The sequence below is a fragment of the Streptomyces sp. SCUT-3 genome, from assembly GCF_014083985.1.
Taxonomy (GTDB): domain Bacteria; phylum Actinomycetota; class Actinomycetes; order Streptomycetales; family Streptomycetaceae; genus Streptomyces_H; species Streptomyces_H thermolineatus.
In genome coordinates, this window is record NZ_CP046907.1 from 2454240 (window position 1) to 2478282 (window position 24043).

Genomic DNA, 24043 nt, shown 5'->3' on the forward strand with positions numbered 1-24043 from the left:
GTCACCCGAGGCTCCGGCGCCACCGGATCTCGCCCTCGTGCCGTTCACCGGTGGGCGCGAGCCCGGCCGCAGCGGCCACCGCGGCGGATGCCCGGTGCCCGGGGTGGATGTGGGCGACGACGGCCTGCACCTGCTGCCGTTCGAGCCAGGCGACGAGCCCCCGGGCCGCTTCGGTGGCGATGCCCCTCCCCTGCCACGGGGTCCCCACCACCCAGGCGATCTCGGCGACGGAGCCGTGGCCGGAAGGGCCGGCCGTCGCCTGGACCGTGCCCGTGAGACGGTCCTCGTCACGGAGCCGGATCACCCAGTTCAGCCAGGAAACAGCCGGGTCGGGAGAGCCCGCGGTCATGCGCCGGTAGCGTGCACGCAGGGCGTCCGCGGTTTCCGGGGCGCCGCCGACGAAGGTGTGCAGGGCCGGATCGGACAGCACCGCGGCCATCTCCTCGGCGTGCTCGACGAGAAGCGGCAGCAGATCCAGCCGCCCGGTGCCGATGGCCTGGGCCTCCACGAAGCCTCCCCTTTCTCCCGGCAAGTGACCGGTCGCCGAACACACGGTCCGGGCGCCGGCCGGAGCGGGGCCCAGGTAGGAGCGCCGGCCCGTCCGCGCGGGGACCGGGCCGCACGCTACCGCGTCCCCGACGACGTGCCACCGCCGACGCGGCACCGCCGTACCCGGGTCCTCGGGGCCCGGCACCGCGCCCGGCGAAGCACCGGCCGACCGTCTGCCCCGACGTCTGCCCCGACGCACCGTCACGCCCTGGTGCGGAGAAACGTGTTGCCGGCGCGCAGCCACAGGAAGCCGTCACGGCCCTGGCCGCAGTGCATGACGACGCGGCCGGGCAGGCGGACCGCGCGCCGGTCGGTCACCGCCCATCCGGCCCCGTCCGACTCGGCTCGGACCAGTTCGACCGACGGCCGGTTGTGGTTGCGGACGGCCATGACCGCACGGTTGCCGCGCACGGCGAACTCGTCCGGGGCGTGCACCGGGCCGGGCCGGCTGACCACCTCCCCGGTCGACGGGGTGATCCGGGTCAGGAAGGTGCCGCTGCCGGTGCCGGAGTACCAGACCAGCCACACCCGGTCGCCGTCGGTGGCGGCCGTGCAGCCCTGCAGGGGCCGGTCGGGGAGCCGGCCCCGGGGGCGCCACGTGACGCGGCCGTCGGAGTCCCAGCCCGCCAGGCCTGCCCGGCTCTCGGGATGGCTGCCGTAAATCCCCTCGTCGCCGTACGCGGTCCAGATGCCCCCGCTGCGGTCGGTCACCAGGACCGGGACGTCGTCGCCGATGCAGAAGGCCCCCGTCGGCTTCCCCTCGGCGGAGTACACCACGGCGTTCGGCTCCCAGGCCCCGTCGGCCTCCCCCCGGCGGCAGCGTCCCCCGGCCAGGAGCAGCCGCCCGCCCGGGAGCAGGGCCAGGTGTCCGGGGTTCTCCCGGATGCCGTTGAGCGGCGTGCGCTGCTTCCCGGGGGCGGTGAGGGTGACCAGCTCGCCGTCGAACGGGCCCCGCGGCCGCAACCCCACCCACCCCCGGGCGCCGCCGCGCCGCAGGTACCGCCGGTGGACCAGCAGGACCGCGAGCTCCCCCTCCGGCCCGACACTCCACCACAGCGCCCGCCGCCCCGCCCGGACGTCCGCCTCCGGCAGACTCCACACTTCCCGCATCCCGGCACGTCCCGACACCACGCCCCCTCCCCGAGGATGACCACTCACCCACCCGGCCGACCAGTACCGCTCAGTGTTACCGGTGGCGGGGCCACGGGTTCGGGATTTGCACCGGCAGCCGCAGGAGATGACGGGGCCGGCCCGGTTCACCGGGAGCTTCCCACGGGGCGGGCTGACAGGACGTAGCGGGTGGTGTCGTCGGCGAGAGTGAGTGCGTACAGCTCGCCGCCTGCGAGGGATGCCAGGGCACGTTCGTGTTCGGCGTGGTCGCCGAGCCAATGCAGGGCCGGTCGAGCGGGGGCCGGGTCGAGTTGGTCGGTCACGTCCTGGACACGAGAGCGGAGCCAACGCAGGGCGAGACGCGGGGTACTTGCCGGGTGAGAACCGAGCCAGAAGACGCGGTTGTCCTGGTGAGTGTGGGCAATGGCCTCACACCAGTACCCGTACCGGAGGGTGAGGCACTGGCGCAGTTGCAATTCGCCGGGGTTCAGCACGGGACCGCTTGCGGAACCGAGGTCCGACCCAGGTGGACGGTAACCGTGTGACCGCGGTGGTCGCCGTGAATCTCGACGCGCTCGGCGAGAGCGTCGATGATGCCGAGTCCCCGGCCGCGGGGAGTGTCGTCACTGGGGTGTTCAACCCGTGGTGTGGTCTTGGCCCCTCCCGAGTCGGTCACCGCGATCATGACGGCTTGGTTCACGAGGGTGAGGGAGACGTGGAAGGTGCCCGCTTGGTTGCCACTGGCGGTGTGCACCAAGGCGTTGGTGCCGAGTTCGGTCACGATCAAGGCCGCGTCCTCGGCGCAGGGAAGGCCTCTGAGGACGTCACGGGTCCACCTGCGAGCCCTGGCGATCTCTTCGGGGGTCCCGGGGAAGGTGTGCTGATAGGGAGTCATGGTGCTTCTCCAGGGCAGTGACCTGCGGTTTTCTGTGTCAGACAGCTAGAGCCGCCATCACGGACACATTCAGCCGTACAATTAGTACTAGCACCGTACTCAAAGTGCGGATCCATTGAGGGCAAGAGCGTACTTTTCGTGCGGTCGTCAACCGCATAGCGTTCATGCCGTGGTGTGGTGCCGAGCCGAGACATCGACGGAAGAAGGGACCCGCATGTTCGGGCTGATGGTGCGCTTCACCTGCAAGGACGAGGCTGCGGCGGCCGGGTTCGACGACCTGGTGGCACGGACCGGGGCACAGATCCGTGCGAACGAACCCGAAACGGTGATCTACGCGGTGCACCGTGTTGACGGCCGCCCCCTGGAGCGCGTCTTCTACGAGCTGTACCGGAACGAGGATGCGTTCGCCGCCCACGAGGCGCAGGAGTACGTGCGCGCCTTCCTCGCCGAGCGGGAGCAGTACCTGTCCTCCGTCGAGGTCGACTTCCTGGACCTGGTCTCGGGCAAGGGTGTGGACGTTGAGCACTGAGTACGCCAAGGCGCTGGGTCGCAGGATCGCCTCCCACCGCAAGCGCCGCGGGCTCTCGCAGAAAGAGTTCGCCGGACTGCTGGGCCGCTCGGAGGCCTGGGTGTCCCAGGTGGAGCGGGGCGTGCGCCGGGTCGACCGGATGACGGTGCTGGAGAAGGTCGCCGACGTCCTTCAACTTCCGTTGGCCGAGCTGGCGGCAGAAGCGCCGGTCGTGGCGTCGGTGGCCGGAGGCGAACCGCCCGGGACCGACCGCCTGCGCCTGGTACTCAGCGCCGCACACTCGCTGAAGGCCCTCCTCGGTGACCACGAACCACCGGACGTGCCGGCCCTGCGAGCCGAGGTCGACCGCGCGTGGACGCTGACGCACGCAGGCGACTACGCAGACCTGTCCGAGCTTTTGGAGCAACTGGTGCCGCGCCTGGAGTCGGCCGTCCGGTCGGCTCCCGAGCCCGACCGCCCCGAGCTGTTCCGACTGCTGGCGACCATGTACCACTCGTGCAGCGCGGCACTGGCGAACGCAGGGGAGACGGATGCCGCCTGGATCGCCGCCGACCGCGCCGTGACGGCCGCCGAGCGGGCCGGAGACCCGCTGCTGGTGGCAGCAGGTGCCTTCCGGCTCTCCATCGTCTTCCTCGGCGCACGCCACTACGGCCAGGCCGCCGAGTCCTCAGGCAGCGCCGCCGAGGCACTGGCGCCACTGGCCGCGCACGGCCGCCCCGAGGCGGTGGCGCTGCGCGGTGCACTGACCCTGCAACGGGCCGTGGCCGCAGCACGCCTGGAGCAGGCCGAGGACGCCTACGCGTACCTCCGCGAGGCGCGCGAAGCGGCCGAACGAGTCGGCGAAGGGCGCAACGACTACAACACCGAGTTCGGGCCGACCAACGTGAGCCTGCACGAAGTCGCCGTTGCGGTCGCCCTGGGTGACGCCGGAGCCGCCCTGCGCGCGGCGGACACCGTCGACGTCTCCGGCCTCTCTCCCGAGCGACAGGTACGCTTCCGGATCGACGTCGCCCGGGCGCACACCCAGCGCCGACAGGTGACGGACGCGGTATCCGCACTGGTGAGAGCACATCAGCTCTCGCCGGAGATCGTCCGGGCCATGCCAATCACCAAACAGCTCGTCTCGGACCTGCTCGCCATGAGCGGGCCCTCGCCGTCCGGCCAACTGCATGCGCTGGCCGACGAACTGGGCGTGCGCGGCGTACGGACCGGGACGTGAACCGGTTGCTCGAACGCCGCCGCTGATGCCACCGGGCAAGGAACAACACCTCGGCCCTCGACTGGTTCGGGGCGTTCCTGCCGTTCGGACGGTAGGGCCTCCTGCCGGGTTCGAACCGACAGCCCCTGCTTCACAGGCCCGGCAGGCGCCCCAACCGCATTTCCGTTGGTCGCCCTGCTCGTGGGCAGAGCAGGCGCTGGAACACATGCTGCGCAGCGTTCGCCGGGGTGACCAGGGCTCCTGAGCCCGACTCGCCCCCGTTGCTGCCCTCCTGGCACCGCAACGGTATCTGCGAGAGCATCGCACCTGGTCACAGCGCGTACGACGGCTGTAGCCGCAATCGAATCCGTGTGCCACCGTGTGGGCCATGAAGGGGAATCGGCACACCCATGCGCACGATCACAGCCCCGGACACAGCAGCACGGGGCACCGACACGGGCCCGGAGAATCCCGGCCGGCCCGGCTCCGGCACCGACTCGCCCATCTGATCACGCCTCACAGCCATGACACCGGGGACAAGGTCGACGCGGCGATGGAGACCTCCCGCGAAGGCGTGCGCACGTTGTGGATCTCCTTGGTCGTCCTGGGGTCGACCACCGCCGTCCAGGCCGTGATCGTCGCGCTGTCGGGTTCGGTCGCGCTGCTCGGCGACACGATCCACAACGCCGCCGACGCCCTGACCGCCGTCCCGCTGGGCATCGCGTTCGTCCTCGGGCGGCGGGCGGCGAACCGCCGCTACACCTACGGCTACGGCCGCGCCGAGGACCTGGCCGGCATCGTCATCGTGGCGACCATCGCGGCTTCCGCGGTCCTGGCCGGCTGGACGGCCGTCGACCGGCTCATGCACCCCCAGGACATCACCCACCTGTGGGCGGTCGCCGCAGCAGCGGCCGTCGGGTTCGTCGGCAACGAGTGGGTGGCCCGCTACCGCATCCGCACCGGCCGGCGGATCGGCTCCGCCGCCCTGGTCGCCGACGGCCTGCACGCCCGCACCGACGGCTTCACCTCGCTGGCCGTCCTCCTCGGTGCCGGCGGTGCCGCACTGGGCCGGCAGGCCGCCGATCCGATCGTCGGCCTGCTGATCACCATCGCCATCCTGGTGGTCCTCAAGGACGCCGCCCGCGAGGTCTACCGGCGCCTGATGGACTCCGTCGACCCCGCCCTCGTCGACACCGCGCACACCGCCCTGCGGGGCGTGGACGGCGTGCTGGACACCGGCCAGGTACGGATGCGGTGGATCGGTCACACCCTGCGCGCCGAGGCCGACATCGTCGTCGCCCCGCACCTGACCGTCGTCCAGGCCCACCGGCTCGCCGTCGCAGCCGAGCACGCCCTGATCCACGCGGTCCCCAGACTGACCGCCGCGACCGTCCACACCGACCACACCCCCGCCGACGGCGACCCGCACGCCGGCCTCGTCCACCACACCGTCCGGCCGGGCCGTCCGGCCCCGGCGGCAGGCAGTTCCGTCGGTGGCCGCTGAAAGGCTCAACGCCATGACGGACTCCGCCGCCATCAGCGCCTATTGGGACGCCGCCGCCCTCGGCTTCGCGGGCGGCGGAGGCGTCAGGAACAGCTGCACGTGATCAACCTGTCCGGTAATGGGCCCGGCTTCCCGGGCCGGGCCGGAGGGATCATCGGCCAGGATCTGCATGTTCATCCCGTGCTTCAGGCATCCCGCGAGGAGCCTGGGGCCGTGTCGGGCTCGGCCCGGGCGAGCCGGGCGACGAAGTCGTCGACCATGGCGATCTGCACGTCCTCGGGAAACCGTCCGGGGTCGAAGAGGGCCTGGACGACGAGTCCGTGGACGAAGGCGACAGCGGCGGCGGCCAGTCGGCCGGTGTCGGCCTTCGCGGGGATCTCCCCGAGGTCACGTGCCGTCTCGAGATGAGGGCGGAAGCTGTCGCGCAACCTCGTGTACCGGTCGCCCTGTTGGGCGGCCAGCGCCTCGTCGGCGAGGGACAGGTCCCAGGAGCTGACCCAGATGCGGTTACGGGCGGTGTCGGCCGGCGTGAGCGGCAGGATGTCGAGCAGCACGGCCCGCACGGTGGGCAGGCCGTCGGCGGGAGGAGTCCGGCGCGGGCGTCCCGCCGTGTCCTGTTCCAGCAGGTCCAGCGCGTGCGTGACCAGGGCCCGTTTGCTCGGGAAGTAGTGCGTCAGCATGCCGGTCGAGACGCCCATTTCGGCGGCGACGGCGCGCAGTGTCAGACCACCGAATCCTTTGGCGGCAAGGACGCGCCACACCGCCTCGGAGACGTCCTTGCGGCGGGCTTCGTGATCTCCGGGTGCGGGTGGCGCCATGCCGCTAGCCTACGTACCGAACGCTTGTTATGCACCCTCCTCGCCATGTGCCCGCAGGCAGCTTCTCTGCCTGCGTCACCGGCCGGCCCGACCCGGAAGGCGGAACGTCCATGTTCACCAAACCGCTCGGCGACCACGCGCAACTCCGTCCTCTGGAGCCCTGGCAGGCACCGGAGTTCCTGGCGCACATCGACCGGGCCCGCCCCCTGGTCGACCCGTGGATCCCCTGGGCGTCGCTCACCACCGACCTGGCCTCGGCCAGGGCGACCCTCCAGCGCTACGCCGACCTCTCGTCCTCCGACAGCGGCCGGATATACGGGATCTGGCTGGACGGTGTGCTCGTCGGCGGCGTCATGTTCACCCGCTTCGACACCTCTTCGGGGGTGTGCGAGATCGGCTGCTGGCTGGAGGAGGCCGGGCAGGGCCGGGGGCTGGTGACCCGCGCGTGCCGGGCACTGATCGACTGGGCCTTCACCGAACGCGGGATGAGCAGGGTCGAGTGGTGGGCCGCCTCCGGCAACACCCGCAGCATCGCGTCCGCGCGCCGTCTGGGCATGACCCGGGACGGCGTGCTCCGGCAGCGTTATCCGTACCGCGGGCTGCGGCACGACAGCGAGGTGTGGTCCGTCCTCGCACAGGAGTGGCCGCCGGCAGGGGATCGGTCCGCGGTCACGGCCGGCGACCGGGCGGAAATCGACCGGCTGATGGGCCTGTTCATGGACTCGTTCACCAACACCGGCGGGCGGTGCGCCGATCTGCGGATCATCCGCGAGCTGTTCGTCCCGGAGGGGAGGATCATCTCGAACGTCGGGAACGACCCCGTGGTCATGGACTTGGACGCGTTCGTCGAGCCGCGTCAGAAGATGCTCACCGACGGAACGCTGACGGAGTTCTCCGAGTGGGAGGTCTCCGGGCGGACGGAGATCTTCGGATCGGTCGCGCACCGCTTCACCGAGTACCGCAAGTCCGGTGTCCGGGACGGAGCGCGCTTCGAGGGACACGGCCACAAGACCACCCAGTTCCTTCGCACCCGGGCCGGCTGGAGGATGTCCTCCATGGCCTGGGACGACGAACCGGACCGACTCCCGGAGTGATGGACGTCCGGGCCCGCAGCCCACGGGCGCGTCCTGCCGGGCGCGTCGCTCTCAGCCGTCCCGCAGGAGCCATGCGGCAACGTCCACGTCACGCGGATGCACGGGCTCGGAGAGCACCACACCGGTGGTGGTGTCACCCATCTCCGAGAGGTGCTCGATGACCTGTTCGAGGTGCTGTGCGTCCCGGACCGCGACCGTCAGCTCGTAGCAGTTCCCCCCGGTGACGTGGACACACGACAGGACGTGGCCCATGGCGAGCAGCCGGTCGCGCAGGATCTGCGCATTCCGGGCGGAACGGGTCCGGGGGCGCAGCGAAACGTGGGCTCGCAGGCCCAGCCCCAGCCGATCGAGATCGAGGTGGACGCCATAGCCCTTGATCACACCGGAGTCCTCCAGGCGCCGCACCCGCTCGGCGACCGCCGGCCGGCTGAGAGACACCCTGCGACCCAACTCGGCGAGGCTGACGCGGGCGTTGCGGGAGAGCTCACGGAGGATCGCGAGATCCACGGCATCTGTTCCTGACGTTTGGGAAACAGACAAGCCGAATCACCTTCTGATCGACGGAAACAGCGCGGGTATCCCGTCGGAACGGCATGGCCGGACGGGCGGCGGCAGCCTATCGTGATCGCCCATGAGAGCCACCGTGCTGGAAGGGGTCGGGCAGGTCCGTCTCGTCGACGTTCCCGACCCGGTGATCGAGCAACCGAGTGACGCGCTGGTGAGGGTCTCCCTCGCCGCCGTGTGCGGATCCGACCTGTGGCCGTTCCGAGGCCAGGAGTCGTTCACGCCGGGCGACCGCATGGGCCACGAATGGATCGGAGTCGTCGAGGAAGTCGGCGCGGACGTCACCCGCCTCCGCGCGGGCGACCTCGTCCTCGCACCGTTCGCCTTCGCGGACGGCACCTGCCGACCGTGCCGCGACGGGTTGTTCACCTCCTGTCCCAACGGCGGCTTCTGGGGCGGCCGCCATGACGGCGGCCAGGCCGAGGCCGTGCGCGTGCCGTTCGCCGACGGCACGCTCGTCCCGGTGCGCGCGGAGGCGGACGCCGAACTCCTGCGCCGCCTGCTTCCACTGACGGACGTCATGGCAACCGGTGCCCACGCCGTCTTCCTGGCCGGTGTCCGGCCGGGATCGACCGTGGTCGTCCTCGGGGACGGCGCCGTCGGGCTCTGCGCGGTGCTCGCCGCCCGCCGTGCCCGAGCCGGACGGATCATCCTCGTCGGCCGGCACCCCGACCGCAGCGACCTCGCCAAGCACATGGGCGCGACCGACGTCCTGGCCGCGGACGACCTCGCGACCGTCGGATTCGTCCGCGACGAGACCGAAGGCGGCGTCAGCGGCGTCGTGGAGTGTGCGGGAACCCAGTCCGCCCTGGACCTCGCGATCGACCTGGTCCGGCCCGGCGGCACGATCGGTTCCGTCGGGGTCCCCAACGGCGTGGACCGCGTCGACCTCTACCGTCTGTTCCGCCACAACATCGCCCTGCGGGCCGGGGTGACTCCGGCCCGCCGCTACCTGGAACCTCTGCTCGCGGAAGTCCTCGCAGGTCGGCTCGACCCCTCACCGGTGCTTTCGACCGACCTGCCCCTGGACGCCGTCGCGACCGCCTATCAGGCCATGAACACGCGCCGAGCCATCAAGATCGCCATCCGGCCATGACGCACGGGTCTGTCAGTAGGCGCATGTGTGCCATATGTGTGCCGCAAGCGCAGGGGCCCTCCCGTCCGACGAACGGGAGGGCCCCTGACCTGGTGTTTCGGTATCCGGCAAGGCAGCCGAAAACCTCTCACAGGACACCTTTGCCAACCATGGCTGCACTCTCATCGGTATCCCGGCCTGTCCGGGAGCAGTCCGGGACCTGACCGACGGCTGGGCTTTGTCGATGGTCAAGCAGTGAACTGCCTGCGCCGACCGCTCACCACTTTTCGCCGCGGGCGAGGGAAGGCGCAAGCCTTCTAGGAGGGCGATTCACCCCGTTCAGGCGTCTCAAGACGATTGAAGCCGGCAAGGCGGGGCGAGATGGTGAAAGGGAAGGATTCGCCATCGGGGGTCTTGAGGGCCGCCACGATGTCGTGGTCCGGTTCACCGAATACCTCGAAGTGCTGCACGGTGCAGTGCTCCATCACCTCGCGGATGTACGGGTCCGACAGCCGCCAGTGGGCGCGGACGGCATCGGAGTCGCGGTAGAGCTGGAAGCTGTGCGCCAGCATCCGCTCCTCGTCGATGAAGACCTCCACCATGATCTGAGGGCCGTGCTCCTGAGCGAATGCCACCGCCTGTGCGATGGCGTTCCGGAAGCCGTCGAGGTGGCCGTCGGTGATGCGCATGGTGTTGCGGAAGAGAATGGTGCTGCTGTTTGTGATCTTCATGCACCAAGTGTTGTACCTAAACCAAAGTTGAGGTCAAGAGTACGGTTCAGTCGGTGACAACGGCGATGACGCCGAGGTCGTCGATGAAGCTCCGACGGGCCGCTTCGCACCCTTTTCCGACGTGGAGGGCCGAACGGCACCTCTCGTTCAAGCTCAACGGCGAACCGGACATCAACTCACGAACCACCCTCCGAGCCCATAGCGCATGTGAGCCGCCAAGGTGCCGTCGGCAGTGTCCAAATCGTGCGACACCGGATTGGAACGGTGCGTACGCGGATGCGCCCTGAGCCGGGGGACCGCCGACCTGCGCCGACGAACTCGCCCGTCGGCCGTTCCCCGGCTCGGCGCGATCCGCTCTACGCGGCCTTGGCCCTGGTCGTCGCCATGGGCATGCGGCACGGGGAGGTCCTGAGCCTGCACTGGTCGGACGTGGACCTGGACAGCCGGATTGTCACGGTGCAGAACCAGCTGCAGCGCATCGACGGCGTCCTGTACGAGGACACCACCAAGACGGGAGGCGATCAGCCACATGGACCGGCCGCGCAAACGCCGCCGTTGATGTCACCCGTGGATGTCATCGGGCACGAGAACGCCCCGGACCTCGACCGGTCCGGGGCGTTGTCGCTGTTCAGATGCCGGAGCCCCCTGTCGGGTTCGAACCGACGACCCCCGCTTTACAAGAGCGGTGCTCTGGCCAGCTGAGCTAAGGAGGCGCGGCCCTGCCGAGGCGGGGCCGTTGTGCAGTGTACTCAAGGTCGGAGGTGGGAGGCGGGTGGGTTTTCGGACGCGATGGTGCCGCGGTGGCGTGCGGGCCGCGGCGGGTTGTGAGGAAGCGCCCGGTACCCGGGGGCTGACAAGCGGTGGCCGCGCGGGTAGCGTCACCGAAAGTTCACGTTCCCGTGGACCAGACCGGGCCGCGAGGCTCGCGGCCTGAAGGTCTTCCTTTACTCGGATCGTCCGGCACGTTCCTGCCGGTGAAGGGACCCCTGACACCATGGCTTCGGTCACGTACGACAAGGCGACACGGCTCTACCCGGGCAGCAAGAAGCCCGCCGTCGACGCCCTGCAGCTGGACATCGCGGACGGTGAGTTCCTCGTCCTCGTCGGCCCCTCCGGCTGCGGAAAGTCCACCTCCCTGCGCATGCTCGCGGGCCTCGAGGACGTCAACGGCGGCAGCATCCGCATCGGTGACCGCGACGTCACCCACCTGCCCCCGAAGGACCGGGACATCGCCATGGTGTTCCAGAACTACGCCCTCTACCCGCACATGACGGTCGCGGACAACATGGGCTTCGCGCTCAAGATCGCCGGCGTGAACAAGTCGGAGATCCGCCAGCGCGTCGAAGAGGCCGCGAAGATGCTCGACCTCACCGACTTCCTGGACCGCAAGCCGAAGGCCCTCTCCGGCGGCCAGCGCCAGCGCGTGGCGATGGGCCGGGCGATCGTCCGGGAGCCGCAGGTCTTCCTCATGGACGAGCCGCTGTCGAACCTCGACGCCAAGCTCCGCGTCCAGACCCGCACCCAGATCGCGAGCCTGCAGCGCCGCCTGGGCACCACCACCGTCTACGTCACCCACGACCAGGTCGAGGCCCTGACGATGGGCGACCGCGTGGCGGTCCTCAAGGACGGCCTGCTGCAGCAGGTCGACACGCCGCGCACCATGTACGACCGCCCGGCCAACCTCTTCGTGGCGGGCTTCATCGGCTCCCCGGCGATGAACCTGGTCGAGGTGCCGATCACCGACGGCGGCGTGAAGTTCGGCAACAGCGTGGTGCCGGTCGAGCGGGAGGCCCTGCAGGCCGCCGCCGACAAGGGCGACCGCACGGTGACCGTGGGCGTGCGTCCCGAGCACTTCACCGTGGTCAGCGGCGAGGCCGGCCCGGCGAAGGGCGAGCCGTCCGGCGTGGCCGTCACCGTCAACGTCGTCGAGGAGCTGGGCGCCGACGGTTACGTCTACGGCACTGCCGAGATCGGCGGGGAGCAGAAGGACCTCGTGGTCCGCGTGAACGGCCGCCAGGTCCCGATGAAGGGCGAGACGCTGCACGTGGTGCCCCAGGCGGGCGAGACCCACGTGTTCTCCACCTCCACCGGCACGCGCCTGAGCGACTGAGTATCCGAGCGACTGACCCGCCGGCCCTCCGGCCCTCCGGGCGGGGCAGGGCGCGGGCAGGCGGCCGGACGCGGTCGGGCGGAGCGGGGTGCGGCACGGGGAACGTGCCGCACCCCGCTTCCCGTTTCGCGACCACGCGTCAACCCAGCACACGGGGCAAACCTCGTTTTTGTCACTCATCAGTGTGACCGAATGTCCCCATATGACTACCTCTCGCTACCATCCTGGCGTGAACCAGGCAGCGCGCCGTATCGGCCGAACCCTCGCTTTCGTCCTGCCCGTCGTCCTCGTACTGTCGGGCACCCTCGCCGTGACCCGGGTCCCGTGGGCCCCGTCCGGGTCGGAGGCCCAGGTCCTGACCGCCGCCGGGGCCACCGCCCGCGACACCTCCTCCGACAGCGTCCGGCGGCCCGCCACGCCGCAGGACGCGCTGGAGCAGGAGCTGGTGACCGTCCTGCAGGAGGAGGACCCGGGCGTGGCCCTGACCCGGCTCCAGGAGGAGATGAACCGCAGGCCCTCCCTGGCCCCGTACTGCACCTCCATCGCCAGGAGCCTGGGGCGCGCGGCGGTGGCCAAGTACGGCGGCAGCCTGCCCCTCGCCCACGCGTGGTCCCGGCCGGTCTGCGACACCTCGTTCGCCGCCGGCGTGGCCACAGCCCCGGGCCGCTGACCGCACGGTGCGGCGTTCTGCGCAATACAGTGCAGAACATGGACCGTGAAACGCATCCGCACCCTCTCTGCGACCCTCCCGTCACGCAGGCCGTGATCCTGGCGGGCGGCCAGGGCACGCGGCTGCGTCCCTTCACCGACGACCGCCCCAAGCCGATGGTCGAGATCCCCGGGACGGGGACCCCGATCATCGGCCATCAGCTCACCTGGCTGGCTTCCGAAGGGGTGACCGACGCCGTCGTCGCCTGCGGCCACCTCGCCGGGGTGCTGCAGGAGTGGCTGGAGTCCGCCGACCTGCCCCTCACCGTCACCACGGTGGTCGAGCACGAGCCGCTGGGCCGCGGCGGCGGCCTGAAGTACGCCGCGGCCTCCCTCCCCCGGCCGGACGACACCTGGTACGCCGCGAACGGCGACGTCTGGACGCACTTCTCGCTGCGCCGCATGGCCGGCTTCCACCAGGAGCGGGGCGCCACGGCGACCCTCGCCCTGGCCCGCCCGCACATCCCGTGGGGCGCCGTGGAGACCAACGAGTTCGGGCAGGTCCTGGACTTCATCGAGTCCCCGCCCTCCCCCTACCTGGTCAACGCGGGCGTCTACGTCTTCTCCCCGGAGTTCACCGAGCTGCTGCCGGACCACGGGGACCACGAGCGCACCACGTTCCCCCAGCTGGCACGCGAACGGCGGCTCGCCGGCTACCCGATCCCGCAGGGCTCCTACTGGCGGGCCATCGACACCGTCAAGGACCTCACCGAGGCCGCCAGGGAGATCGCCCACCGGCCCCACCACCGCTGAGGCGGCCGGACGGGACACACGGTCCTACGGGCGGCACGGGCGCGGCACAGGCGCGGCACGGGAGGTGCCGGCGCGACACGGGCAACCGGTACGGACAGTACGGACGGTACGGACGTGAGCGCGCGTCCTGCACCGGCCCGGCGGCCCGGCGCAGGACGCGGAAACGGCAGGACACGGCAGAACACGGAAACAAGCGGCGGCCCCGGGCCGGACTCGAAGTCCGGCCCGGGGCCGCCGCCCGTTGCGGTGTGCGGAAGGCACAGGGGCCGCCGTCCGCAGGCAGGGGTCAGACCGCCGTTCCCTCTCCCCTCTCCTTCTCCCGCATGCCCAGGACGAAGCCGGAGCTCTCGCCGCTGCCGAGGAGTCCGCCGATGGCCCCGCCGCTGCCGCTGCCGCCGCCCGAGGAGCCCTCGTCGGAGCCGCCTCCGCCGCCGGAGGTGCCGCCGCTTCCGGCGGAGGGGGGTGTCGGGGCCGGTTCCCGGGGGGCCGGGGGCGGCGCCTGCTCCTGCGGTGCCTGGACGGTCGGGCCGTCCGGCTGCGGGACTCCGCCGCCCGTGGTGCCCGCGTCCGGGGCCGGCTCCGCCGCCGGGCTCGACGCCCGCTCGGAGGGGATGGCCGACGGGGAGGCCGGTCCGCGCCCGTTCCCGCCCGGGGAGGGGGTGCCGCCGCGCGGGCCGCCGGTGGGTGTCGGCAGCGGGGAGCCCGGCAGGTTGTTGACGGGCGGGTCGGACGGCCCGGGAACGTGGATCGTGGTGCTCCCGGAGCGCACGGCGCCGCCGAGGAGGGAGCCGAGCAGCAGCGTCATGCCCACGACGACGACGGCCAGGACGGTGCCGCGGCGGAGCACCCGGCGCCGCAGGTCCGCGATCGGGGCCCGCGGGCCCAGCGTGCGCCACGCCTCTCCGGCGAGGCGCGCGTCGAGCGAGTAGACCGGTGCGCCGGCGATGAGCAGCGGGCTCCAGGCCGCCAGGTAGATGAAGTCCGGCATGTTGTAGGCGGGGGCGCTGCGCCAGCTGACGGTGAGCAGGAGGGCGGCGGACAGCAGGATCCCGGCGCCGGCCGCGAGGCGCGTCCACAGGCCGAGCATGGTGAGGGTGCCGACCACGATCTGCAGGAAGGCGACGGCGAGGCCGGCGCCGACGGGATGGGTCAGTGCGAAGTCCCGCAGCGGTTCGGCGGCCGTCCACGGTTCGAGCGAGGACAGCCACTGCACCATCGAGCCGCGGTCGCCGCCGCCGAAGAACACCGGGTCGCACAGCTTGCTCATCCCGGCGTAGACCGAGACGAAGCCGAGGAAGACGCGCAGCGGCAGCAGCACCAGGCCGAGGTTCATCCGGTGGCCCGGGTAGAAGGCGTGGCGCACCGGCTCGGAGCGGCCGCGCAGCCGGACCAGGCCGAGGAGGCCGTCCTGCCGCCCGTAGGAGTCGCGGTCGTCGTACGCCTCACGGTCGCCGTCGTACGTGTCGCGGTCGCCGTACTCGTCGCGGTCGTGTGCGTCGTGCGCGCCGCCGTGGACCGGGCCCGCCGCGTGCGGGCCGCGCGGGTCGCGCTGGGAGACCACCAGGGGCCGGACGCGCCGCGTGTCGTGGAGCCCGCTGTCCTCGTCGGGGCCGGCGAGCTGCGGGAGCAGGCGCGTCCCGGCGGCGTCCGGGTGCGGTGCGTCCGGGCGCAGGACGGGCATCCGCTGGGTGGTCTCGGTCCCGTCCGGGTCCGTCCCGCCGGCGGCCGGCCCGGGGACCGCGGCCCACGGGGAGGCGTTTCCGCGTCCGCCCTGCCGGAAGCCGGCCGCGGCCCCGAGGGGGGTGCGGGCGTCGGAGGCGGTGCGGACGGAGGTGGGGACGATGGGCAGCGGGCCGGTTCCGGCACCGGTGAGGATGGAGGGGCGCGGCGTCCGGGCGAGCATCACGCGGAAGCTGGCGTGGTTGACGGTGACCTGGGCCGGGTCCGACGGCACTTTGACCGGGCTCAGGATCGGGTCCTCTATCCCCTGGGCGCGTCCCCCTGCGCGGTCGGGGGATGTTCTTGTGTCCACGCCCGGTTAACCGAGCGACGGTCCGTTAGGACACTGTCTCGCTCCGTATCGATGTCAAGGATCCGTCAAGCCGCCCGGGCGGTCGGCCCGGGCGGCTGTGACGGCGGCGGCCGCGGCGGTCACGGCCCCGGCAGCAATGGCGGCGCGGGGCGCGCGGTGCGCGGTCAGGCCCTGCGGCGGGCGGCCTCGTACAGGACGATGCCGGCGGCGACACCGGCGTTGAGGGACTCCGCGCCGCCCGGCATGGGGATGCGGACGGTCAGGTCGCAGGTCTCGCCGACGAGGCGGGACAGGCCCTTGCCCTCGGAGCCGACCACGATCACGACCGGTCCGTCCAGGACGTCCAGCTCGGTCAGGTCCACGCCTCCGTCGGCGGCGAGGCCGACGACGGTGGCCCCGGCCTTCCGGTAGGACTCCAGGGTGCGGGTGAGGTTGGTGGCGCGGGCCACCGGGATCCTGGCCGCGGTGCCGGCGGAGGTCTTCCACGCGCCGGCCGTCATGCCGGCGGCCCGGCGCTCGGGGACGACCACGCCGTGTCCGCCGAAGGCGGCGGCGGAGCGGACCACGGCACCGAGGTTGCGCGGGTCGGTGACCCCGTCGAGGGCGACGATCAGGGGGTCCTCGCCCTCGTCGGCCGCGGCCTCGAGCAGGTCGTCGGGGTGCGCGTACTCGTAGGGGGGGACCTGCAGGACCAGGCCCTGGTGGTTGAGCCCGCCGGTGATCCGGTCCAGCTCGGGGCGCGGGGCCTCCATCAGCGGGATGCCGCGGTCGGCGGCCAGCTGGAGGGCCTCGCGGACCCGGTCGTCGCTGTCGATGTACTGGAGCACGTACAGGGCGGTCGCGGGGACGCCGCCGCGCAGCGCCTCGGCGACCGGGTTGCGGCCGACGACCATCTCGGAGGCGGCCTTGGCGCCGCGCGGCCCGCCGCCGCGGCGCTGCTGGGCGACGGCGCGCTTGGCCTTGGCGTTCGCGGCCCGCTGCTTGGCGTGGCCCTTGCGCATCTCGGCGGGCGGGGTCGGGCCCTTGCCCTCCAGTCCCCTGCGGCGCTGGCCGCCGCTGCCTACCTGCATGCCCTTCTTGCTCGTGGAACGCCGGTTCCTGCGCTGGCTGTTGCCGGCCATGGGTCACCTGTTTCTTCTTCTGCGCCCCGTGGCCGCGCGGCGCGCGGGGCGCCGTCCGTGGCTTCGGGACTGCCGCGCCGGAGGGTGCTCCGGCGGCTGTCGGCTGCGGGTCTTGCGGGCGGTGGGGGTCCGGAGCGGTCCGGGCCGGTCCGGTTCTGCGGATCCGGCCCGGCCCGCCGGCCGGACGCTGCGGGAGGACGGTGCGGAGGGGCGTGGGCGTGGCCGTCGGGACGGTGCGGCCGGGTCAGCGGGACGCGAGGGACCAGCGGGGCCCGGAGGGGGTGTCCTCGACGGCCAGGCCGGCCTGGGCCAGCTGGTCGCGGATGGCGTCCGCGGTGGCGTAGTCCTTGCGGGCGCGGGCGGCCTGCCGCTGGTCCAGGACCAGCCGCACGAGGGAGTCCACGACGCCGTGGAGGTCGTCGCCGCGCTCCGCGGAGCCGGCCCAGTGCTCGTCGAGCGGGTCCATGCCCAGCACCGAGAGCATGGCGCGCAGCTCGGCGGCGCGCGCGACGGCGGCCTCCTTGTCGTCGGCGGACAGGGCCGCGTTGCCCTGCCGGACGGTGGTGTGGACGACGGCCATCGCCTGGGGCACGCCCAGGTCGTCGTCCATCGCCGCGGCGAAGGCGGGCGGCACCTCCGCCGCCGGGTCGACCGGCCCGGCCAGTTCCACGACCCGCTGCAGGAAGCCCTCGATCCGCGCGAAGGCCGACTCCGCCTCGCGCAGCGCCTCCTCGCTGTACTCGATCATGGACCGGTAGTGCGGGGTGCCCAGGTAGTAGCGGAGGACGAGGGGGCGCCAGCGCTTGGCCATCTCGGAGACCAGCACCGAGTTGCCGAGCGACTTGGACATCTTCTCGCCGCTCATGGTCACCCAGGCGTTGTGCACCCAGTAGCGGGCGAACCCGTCGCCGTAGGCCTTGGCCTGGGCGATCTCGTTCTCGTGGTGCGGGAAGACGAGGTCGAGGCCGCCGCCGTGGATGTCGAAGGTCTCGCCCAGGTACTTGTGGGCCATGGCCGAGCACTCCAGGTGCCAGCCGGGCCGGCCGCGGCCCCAGGGCGTCTCCCAGGACGGCTCGCCGGGCTTGGCGGCCTTCCACATGGCGAAGTCGCGGGGGTCGCGCTTGCCCGTCTCGCCCTCGCCGGAGGGCTGCAGGAGGTTGTCCAGGTCCTGGTTGGACAGGCTCAGGTAGCCGGGCCAGGAGCGGACGTCGAAGTAGACGTTGCCGTCGGCCGCGTAGGCGTGGCCGCGCTCGATCAGGCCGCGCATCATCTCGATCATCTCCGGGACGTGCCCGGTGGCCCGCGGCTCGTAGGTGGGCGGCAGGCAGCCCAGGGTGTCGTAGCCGGAGTTGAACGCGCGCTCGTTGGTGTAGCCGATCGCCCACCAGGGGGTGCCGGAGTCGTCGGCCTTGGCGAGGATCTTGTCGTCGATGTCGGTGACGTTGCGGACGAACGTCACCTCGTAGCCCCGGTACGCGAACCAGCGGCGCATGATGTCGAAGTTGAGCCCCGACCGGATGTGGCCGATGTGCGGGGCCGCCTGCACGGTGGCACCGCACAGGTAGATCGAGACACAGCCCGGCCGCAGCGGGGTGAAGTCACGTACCTGGCGCGCGTCTGTGTCGTACAGGCGAATAGTCACCCCTCAAGGGTAGTGGGCGCACCCGGGTGCCCTGCCCCCGGCGGCGTGCGCGCCGCCCAAGCGTGACGTGTTCGCAAGACTCCGGCGCGTCCCCGCCTCCTCCCGCGCCCCGGCGGACGGGCCCGGGGTGTTCCCGAATCCGGGAACACCCCGGGCCCGTCCGCGGGATGCGGGCCGCGGGGTGCCGGCCGAGGGGGCCGTTCAGTGCAGCGGCACGACCAGGGCGGTGGCGATCGCGGCCAGCCCTTCGGCGCGGCCGGTCAGGCCGAGGCCGTCGGTGGTGGTGCCGGAGACGGAGACCGGGGCGCCCACCGCCTCGGAGAGCACCCGCTGCGCCTCCTCGCGGCGCCTGCCGATCTTCGGCCGCACGCCGATCACCTGGACCGAGACGTTGCCGATCCGGAACCCGGCGTCGCGGACGATGCGCGCGGCCTCGCGCAGGAGGGTCGTGCCGGAGGCCCCGGACCACTCCGGCCGGTCGGTGCCGAAGTGCGCGCCGAGGTCGCCGACACCGGCCGCGGAGAACAGCGCGTCGCACGCGGCGTGGGCGGCGACGTCGCCGTCGGAGTGGCCGGCGAGGCCGAACCCGGACCCCTCCCACTCCAGGCCGGCGACCCACAGGGGCCGGCCGGCCTCGAATGCGTGGACGTCGGTGCCGATCCCGGTGCGGGGCAGCGGCGGCAGCGGCTGCGCCTGCTGCTCAGTAGCCATCGTTGGCCCTCCTGCGGGCGAGTACGGCCTCGGCCAGGACGAGGTCCAGCGGCCTGGTCACCTTGAACGCCTCCTCGTGGCCGGGCACGGCCACGACCTGCACGCCGATGCTCTCGACCATGCCGGCGTCGTCGGTGGCGCCCTCGCCGCGGGCGGCGACCTTCTCGTGGGCGGCCGCCAGGACGTCGCGCCGGAACCCCTGCGGGGTCTGCACGGCGCGCAGCAGGGACCGTTCCGGAGTGCCGACGACGGGCTCGGGGCCGTCCTCGCGGGGCTCGACCTGCTTGACGGTGTCGGCCAGCGGCAGGACCGGGACCACGGCGGGCGAGCCGGCGCGCACCGCCGCGACGACGGCGTCGACCGTCTCGACGGGCACGAGGGGGCGCGCCGCGTCGTGGACGAGCACCGTCTCGACGTCCTCGGGGACGGCGGCCAGGCCGAGCCGCACCGACTCCTGCCGGGTGTCCCCGCCCGCGACGACCCGGACGTCCGCGGCCGTGGGCAGGCCGTGGGTGTCCAGCAGCGAGCGGACCTCCGCCACGCCGTCCGGCGGTGCGACGACCACGATCAGGGTGACGGCGCGGGAGCGCGCGAGTGCGCGGACCGCGTGCACCAGGATGGGCACGCCGTTGAGCGTGCGCAGCGCCTTGGGCGCGCCGGGGCCGAGCCGAACTCCTCGGCCGGCGGCTGGAATTACTGCTGCGGTGTTCAGGTTTGTGTCCTCAACCGATGTGGGTATCGCTCATCGTGCCGGGCGCGACGCCCTTCCGGCCCCTTCCGTGCACGCCGGACGGAGCGGCGGCGGTCCGGCCGGGCACCTGCTGTCGCGCGCCGCCCGCCGTCACCGGCGGCGTGCGCCCCGGGAACGGCCGACGGCATGCGGGCGCCCACGGACATGCAGCAGCGCCCGGCTCGTGTCGGCGGTGGGAGCCGACACCGGCAGGGCTCTGCGGCATCGCAGTGTCAGGACGCGAGGACCTCGTCGAGCAGGGTCTCGGCCTTGTCCTCGTTGGTGTTCTCGGCAAGAGCGAGCTCGCTGACGAGGATCTGGCGCGCCTTGGCCAGCATTCGCTTCTCACCGGCGGACAGTCCGCGCTCGCGCTCGCGGCGCCACAGGTCGCGGACGACCTCGGCGACCTTGATGACATCGCCGGAGGCGAGCTTCTCGAGGTTCGCCTTGTAGCGGCGCGACCAGTTGGTGGGCTCCTCGGTGTACGGTGCGCGCAGCACCTCGAAGACCCGGTCCAGCCCGTCCTGACCGACCACGTCGCGCACTCCGACGAACTCCGCGTTGTCCGCGGGCACGCGCACCGTCAAGTCGCCCTGGGCGACCTTGAGCACCAAGTAGGTCTTGTCCACGCCCTTGATCTGCCGTGTTTCGATGGCCTCGATCAACGCAGCCCCGTGATGGGGATAGACCACGGTGTCGCCAACCTTGAACGTCATGTGACAGGTACCCCTTCCGTGGCTATCCAGGGTAACACGCCCGGAGCCTCACCTGAATGGCGTTTTCGCAGGTCAGGGCATATCTCGGGGCTTGACAAGGCCCCCCGTGACGTGCTCGGACCGGGGCTCCGGGAGGGGTATTCGCAGGTCGGAGCGGGTATGAGGAAGAGCCGAAACGCACCTGACGCCCCGTCGAACCCCTCGAAGAGCGGGGCGAAAAACGCCCGTTTGTCCGCCCGGGCCGACCCCTCGGAGGGCCGGGTTCCACCATCCGGACCACCGGCCGGAAATTGCCGGAATGAAGAATTGCATTTCGATCTTGCCGGGCGGCCGGACGGATTCTCCGCGGATTCTCCGCACGTGTCATGAACACATGCCCGCCCTCCTCCTCGCGGGGCCGATCGGACCATCCCCGGGCGCGGTGGGGTGCCGGGTGCGCGGCGCCGAGGGGGGCTCGGTAACCTAAGGCCGCCGGAAGGTCACCGTCCCGATCCGATCCCAGCCAAGGAGATGCCGCCGCCGTGAGCCGCAGCCTTCGACGCGGTGCCCTCGCCGCCGCCCTCGCCCTCGCCGCCGCCGCCCCGCTGTCCGCCTGCGCGGCCGGCAACGACGCGGAGAGCCTGCAGATCAAGCCGGACAACGCCGCCACCGCGGTCGGCGACATCAAGATCCAGAACGCCGTGGTCATCACGACCGACGAGGGCGCCGGGCCGACCGCCGTCTCCGCCAACGTCTTCAACGACGGCTCCAAGGACCAGACGATCGAGTCGATCACGGTCGACGGCGCCGGCGCGCCGGTCGAGCTCTCCCCCGCCGGCGGCGGGGGCAAGGTGGTCGTCCCCGCGAACGGCAGCCTGGTCCTCGGCGGCAAGGGCAACGCCTCCGCCACCCTGGCCAAGGACAGCGGCGTGACCACGGGCGACTACCAGAAGGTCGTCTTCAGGTTCAGCGACGAGGGCGAGGTCGCCATCGAGGCGCACGTGGTCTCCCCCCACGGCACCTACGCCTCCTTCGGCCCGAGCTCCGAGGCGTCCGCGCCGTCCGGGAGCTCCTCCCCCTCCGCCAAGCCCTCCGAGACCGCCGAGAAGGGGACCGCCTCCCCCGCGGCCGCGGAGAAGTCCCCGGCCGCCGACGAGGAGAAGCCCTCCGCGGGCCACTGACGGCACCGGCACCGTGCGGCGCGCCCCGGTGGCCCGGGGGCGGCCGCACGGCCGCCCGGCCGGGCACGGGCCCGTACGGGAGGCGCAGGAACGCGCACGCAAGGAGGCGGGGCCCCCGGTCGTACCGGGTGCCCCGCCTCCTTCGTGCTCTCCCCCGTCGCCGTGCCCGGCCGGCCGACCGGGCGGCCGGGCACGGGCCGGTCAGGGCTCGAACTTGTAGCCCAGGCCCCGCACCGTCACCAGGTAGCGCGGCGCGCCCGGGTCCGGCTCGATCTTGGCGCGCAGCCGCTTGACGTGGACGTCCAGCGTCTTGGTGTCGCCGACGTAGTCCGCGCCCCAGACCCGGTCGATGAGCTGCATGCGGGTCAGCACCCGGCCGGCGTTGCGCAGCAGCATCTCCAGCAGGTCGAACTCCTTCAGCGGCAGGTCGACCTTGGCGCCGGAGACGGTCACCACGTGGCGGTCGACGTCCATGCGGACCGGGCCGGCCTCCAGGGCCGCCGGGGCGACCTCCTCCGGCTCCCCGCGGCGCCGCAGCACCGCGCGGATGCGCGCCACCAGCTCCCGGGAGGAGAAGGGCTTGGTGACGTAGTCGTCGGCACCTATCTCCAGGCCGACGACCTTGTCGATCTCGCTGTCCTTGGCGGTAACCATGATGACGGGGACGTTGGAGCGGCCCCGCAGCTGCCGGCACACCTCGGTGCCGGGCAGGCCTGGGAGCATCAGGTCGAGCAGGACCAGGTCGGCGCCGTTGCGCTCGAACTCGTCCAGTCCGTCCGGTCCGGTGGTCGCCACCGCGACCTCGAATCCCTCCTTGCGGAGCATGTAGGACAGTGCGTCGCTGAACGACTCCTCGTCCTCTACGACGAGCACTCGGGTCACGGAAGGACCTCCGGGGCAGGAAGGTGAGCAGGGGTTCCGGGACCGGTGTCGGCCCCGGGGGTGGAAAGGCCGTCGCGGTTTCCGCGACCGCCCCGCCCGTCGCGTCCGCCTCGTTCGGCGGACGCCCGGGGCAGTCGGAGGGTGAAGGTGGAGCCCTGTCCCTCGGCGCTCCACACGGTGACCTCTCCACCGTGCGAGGCGGCCACGTGCTTGACGATGGACAGGCCGAGACCGGTGCCGCCCGTGGCGCGCGAGCGCGCGGGGTCGACCCGGTAGAACCGCTCGAATATGCGGTCCCGGTCCTTCTCGGAGATCCCGATGCCCTGGTCGGTCACCGAGATCTCGACGAGGTCGCCGCCGGCGGCGGAGACGGCGCGCCCGGCGATCCCCACACGGGTGCGCGCGGGGCTGTAGTTGACCGCGTTCTCCACGAGGTTGCCCAGGGCCGCGGCGAGCTGGCTGCGGCTCCCCCATATGTACAGGCCCGGCGTGGCCCCGGTGGCGATGGTGATCTGCTTGGTCGCCGCCTGCTGGCGGCAGCGCTCCACCGCCTCGGTGACCAGGTCGTCGACGGCCACCGGCTCGGAGTCCTCCAGCGGGTCGTCGTTCTGCACCCGGGAGAGGTCGATGATCTCCTGCACCAGGCTGGTCAGGCGGGTGGCCTCGGCCTGCATGCGGCCGGCGAAGCGCTGCACGGCCTCGGGGTCGTCGCAGGCGTCCATGACGGCCTCGGAGAGCAGGGAGAGCGCCCCCACCGGGGTCTTGAGCTCGTGGCTGACGTTGGCCACGAAGTCGCGGCGCACCGCCTCGATGCGGCGCGACTCGGTGAGGTCGTCCACCAGCAGGAGCACCAGGCGGGAGCCGAGCGGGGCCACCCGTGCGGAGACGGCCAGGGCCTCGCCCCTGCCGGTGCCGCGGCGGGGCAGGTCCAGTTCGGTCTGGCGTATCTCCCCGTCGCGGCGGGTGTCGCGGGCCATCTGCAGCAGCTGGTCGACGGCGAGCCGGCCTCCGCGCACCAGTCCGAGGGCGTAGGCGGCGGAGCTGGCCTTGACGACGGCGTCGCCCTCGTCGAGGACCACGGCGGAGGAGCGCAGCACCGACAGCACGGTGTCCACACCGGGGGGCAGCACGGCCTCGGTGTGCAGGGAGGCACGGGTGACGCCGGCCTGCTCGCGTTCGCTCCAGCGGAACGCGAGCATGGCGACCACCCCGGTGCACACCCCGGCGATCGCACTGCCTGCGGCGAGTGCCGCGTTGACGTCCATGCCGCCAGGGTATGCGCGAAAGGCGGGAGCAAAACATGCATAAGGTCACCGGCTCGAACACTCGTTGCCAAGAGTTCACCCGGGTGACGGAAGTGGTTCATTCCGGCGGTTCGCCCGGTACGCGTGCCGGTCGCAGCGTGGGTGGC

24 protein-coding genes and 1 tRNA gene are annotated in these 24043 nt (G+C 72.2%); 9 read left to right on the plus strand and 16 right to left on the minus strand.

What is annotated here, in order from left to right; all coding sequences use genetic code 11:
* Position 1 precedes the first annotated feature (1 nt).
* The 4 genes from GQS52_RS10715 to GQS52_RS10730 all read right to left on the minus strand — a co-directional run bounded on the left by GQS52_RS10715 (position 2) and on the right by GQS52_RS10730 (position 2554).
* Entirely contained in the window at positions 2–508 is a 507-nt protein-coding gene (locus tag GQS52_RS10715; protein WP_182313173.1) for a GNAT family N-acetyltransferase, read from the minus strand.
* A gap of 242 nt (positions 509–750) precedes the next feature.
* Positions 751–1680 (minus strand): hypothetical protein, encoded by a 930-nt coding sequence (locus GQS52_RS27690; protein ID WP_259370700.1) that lies wholly within the window; start codon positions 1678–1680, stop codon positions 751–753.
* Positions 1681–1805: 125 nt separating this feature from the next.
* Entirely contained in the window at positions 1806–1982 is a 177-nt protein-coding gene (locus GQS52_RS10725; protein WP_182313174.1) for a hypothetical protein, read from the minus strand.
* Between the two features lie 164 nt (positions 1983–2146).
* On the minus strand, positions 2147–2554 hold the full coding sequence (locus tag GQS52_RS10730; RefSeq protein ID WP_182313175.1) for an ATP-binding protein: 408 nt from the start codon (positions 2552–2554) through the stop codon (positions 2147–2149).
* A 214-nt stretch (positions 2555–2768) separates the two neighbouring features.
* Between GQS52_RS10730 and GQS52_RS10735 the strand changes: the two genes are divergently transcribed.
* The 3 genes from GQS52_RS10735 to GQS52_RS10745 all read left to right on the plus strand — a co-directional run bounded on the left by GQS52_RS10735 (position 2769) and on the right by GQS52_RS10745 (position 5785).
* Entirely contained in the window at positions 2769–3083 is a 315-nt protein-coding gene (locus GQS52_RS10735) for an antibiotic biosynthesis monooxygenase (RefSeq protein ID WP_182313176.1), read from the plus strand.
* On the plus strand, positions 3064–4302 hold the full coding sequence (locus tag GQS52_RS10740; protein ID WP_259370701.1) for a helix-turn-helix transcriptional regulator: 1239 nt from the start codon (positions 3064–3066) through the stop codon (positions 4300–4302). The genes GQS52_RS10735 and GQS52_RS10740 overlap by 20 nt, the downstream gene beginning before the upstream one ends.
* Before the next feature lie 367 nt (positions 4303–4669).
* Complete coding sequence (locus GQS52_RS10745) at positions 4670–5785, plus strand: cation diffusion facilitator family transporter (RefSeq protein WP_182313178.1); 1116 nt, start codon at positions 4670–4672, stop codon at positions 5783–5785.
* A 185-nt stretch (positions 5786–5970) separates the two neighbouring features.
* Here GQS52_RS10745 and GQS52_RS10750 read toward each other — a convergent pair whose 3' ends face one another.
* A complete protein-coding gene (locus GQS52_RS10750; protein ID WP_182313179.1) occupies positions 5971–6603 on the minus strand; it encodes a TetR/AcrR family transcriptional regulator in 633 nt (210 codons plus the stop codon).
* A 110-nt stretch (positions 6604–6713) separates the two neighbouring features.
* On the opposite strand from GQS52_RS10750, the gene GQS52_RS10755 reads away from it, so the two are divergent.
* Complete coding sequence (locus GQS52_RS10755) at positions 6714–7697, plus strand: GNAT family protein (protein ID WP_182313180.1); 984 nt, start codon at positions 6714–6716, stop codon at positions 7695–7697.
* A gap of 51 nt (positions 7698–7748) precedes the next feature.
* Here the strand turns inward: GQS52_RS10755 and GQS52_RS10760 are convergent, their stop codons facing one another.
* A complete protein-coding gene (locus GQS52_RS10760) occupies positions 7749–8204 on the minus strand; it encodes an Lrp/AsnC family transcriptional regulator (RefSeq protein WP_182313181.1) in 456 nt (151 codons plus the stop codon).
* 124 nt (positions 8205–8328) lie between these two features.
* Between GQS52_RS10760 and GQS52_RS10765 the strand changes: the two genes are divergently transcribed.
* Positions 8329–9357 (plus strand): alcohol dehydrogenase catalytic domain-containing protein, encoded by a 1029-nt coding sequence (locus GQS52_RS10765; protein ID WP_182313182.1) that lies wholly within the window; start codon positions 8329–8331, stop codon positions 9355–9357.
* Between the two features lie 296 nt (positions 9358–9653).
* Here GQS52_RS10765 and GQS52_RS10770 read toward each other — a convergent pair whose 3' ends face one another.
* On the minus strand, positions 9654–10067 hold the full coding sequence (locus GQS52_RS10770; protein WP_182313183.1) for a hypothetical protein: 414 nt from the start codon (positions 10065–10067) through the stop codon (positions 9654–9656).
* 639 nt (positions 10068–10706) lie between these two features.
* Positions 10707–10780: transfer RNA gene (locus GQS52_RS10775), tRNA-Thr, on the minus strand.
* 281 nt (positions 10781–11061) lie between these two features.
* Here GQS52_RS10775 and ugpC point away from each other — a divergent pair.
* From ugpC to GQS52_RS10790, 3 genes are all read left to right on the plus strand, one after another.
* Positions 11062–12177 carry a sn-glycerol-3-phosphate ABC transporter ATP-binding protein UgpC gene (ugpC, locus tag GQS52_RS10780; RefSeq protein ID WP_182313184.1) on the plus strand — a complete coding sequence of 372 codons (1116 nt, stop codon included), beginning with the start codon at positions 11062–11064 and terminating at the stop codon, positions 12175–12177.
* 229 nt (positions 12178–12406) lie between these two features.
* Positions 12407–12847 carry a hypothetical protein gene (locus tag GQS52_RS10785; RefSeq protein WP_182313185.1) on the plus strand — a complete coding sequence of 147 codons (441 nt, stop codon included), beginning with the start codon at positions 12407–12409 and terminating at the stop codon, positions 12845–12847.
* Positions 12848–12885: 38 nt separating this feature from the next.
* Complete coding sequence (locus GQS52_RS10790) at positions 12886–13638, plus strand: nucleotidyltransferase family protein (protein ID WP_182313186.1); 753 nt, start codon at positions 12886–12888, stop codon at positions 13636–13638.
* A 286-nt stretch (positions 13639–13924) separates the two neighbouring features.
* Here GQS52_RS10790 and GQS52_RS10795 read toward each other — a convergent pair whose 3' ends face one another.
* From GQS52_RS10795 to GQS52_RS10820, 6 genes are all read right to left on the minus strand, one after another.
* Positions 13925–15670, minus strand: coding sequence for a DoxX family protein (locus GQS52_RS10795; RefSeq protein WP_182313187.1), 1746 nt, complete (start codon positions 15668–15670; stop codon positions 13925–13927).
* A gap of 164 nt (positions 15671–15834) precedes the next feature.
* Positions 15835–16791, minus strand: a complete 957-nt coding sequence (rlmB, locus tag GQS52_RS10800; RefSeq protein ID WP_182313188.1) for a 23S rRNA (guanosine(2251)-2'-O)-methyltransferase RlmB — start codon at positions 16789–16791, stop codon at positions 15835–15837.
* A 244-nt stretch (positions 16792–17035) separates the two neighbouring features.
* Positions 17036–18433: a cysteine--tRNA ligase gene (gene cysS, locus GQS52_RS10805; RefSeq protein ID WP_182313189.1), complete on the minus strand. Its 1398-nt coding sequence runs from the start codon at positions 18431–18433 to the stop codon at positions 17036–17038.
* Between the two features lie 201 nt (positions 18434–18634).
* A complete protein-coding gene (ispF, locus tag GQS52_RS10810; protein ID WP_182313190.1) occupies positions 18635–19144 on the minus strand; it encodes a 2-C-methyl-D-erythritol 2,4-cyclodiphosphate synthase in 510 nt (169 codons plus the stop codon).
* On the minus strand, positions 19134–19883 hold the full coding sequence (gene ispD / locus GQS52_RS10815) for a 2-C-methyl-D-erythritol 4-phosphate cytidylyltransferase (protein ID WP_182316360.1): 750 nt from the start codon (positions 19881–19883) through the stop codon (positions 19134–19136). The genes ispF and ispD overlap by 11 nt, the downstream gene beginning before the upstream one ends.
* A gap of 224 nt (positions 19884–20107) precedes the next feature.
* Positions 20108–20590, minus strand: a complete 483-nt coding sequence (locus tag GQS52_RS10820) for a CarD family transcriptional regulator (protein ID WP_182313191.1) — start codon at positions 20588–20590, stop codon at positions 20108–20110.
* A gap of 521 nt (positions 20591–21111) precedes the next feature.
* Here GQS52_RS10820 and GQS52_RS10825 point away from each other — a divergent pair.
* Positions 21112–21750 (plus strand): DUF461 domain-containing protein, encoded by a 639-nt coding sequence (locus tag GQS52_RS10825; RefSeq protein ID WP_182313192.1) that lies wholly within the window; start codon positions 21112–21114, stop codon positions 21748–21750.
* Between the two features lie 201 nt (positions 21751–21951).
* Here the strand turns inward: GQS52_RS10825 and GQS52_RS10830 are convergent, their stop codons facing one another.
* Both GQS52_RS10830 and GQS52_RS10835 read right to left on the minus strand, forming a co-directional pair.
* Complete coding sequence (locus GQS52_RS10830; RefSeq protein ID WP_182313193.1) at positions 21952–22632, minus strand: response regulator transcription factor; 681 nt, start codon at positions 22630–22632, stop codon at positions 21952–21954.
* Positions 22629–23897, minus strand: coding sequence for an ATP-binding protein (locus GQS52_RS10835; protein ID WP_182313194.1), 1269 nt, complete (start codon positions 23895–23897; stop codon positions 22629–22631). The genes GQS52_RS10830 and GQS52_RS10835 overlap by 4 nt, the downstream gene beginning before the upstream one ends.
* Between the last annotated feature and the right edge of the window lie 146 nt (positions 23898–24043).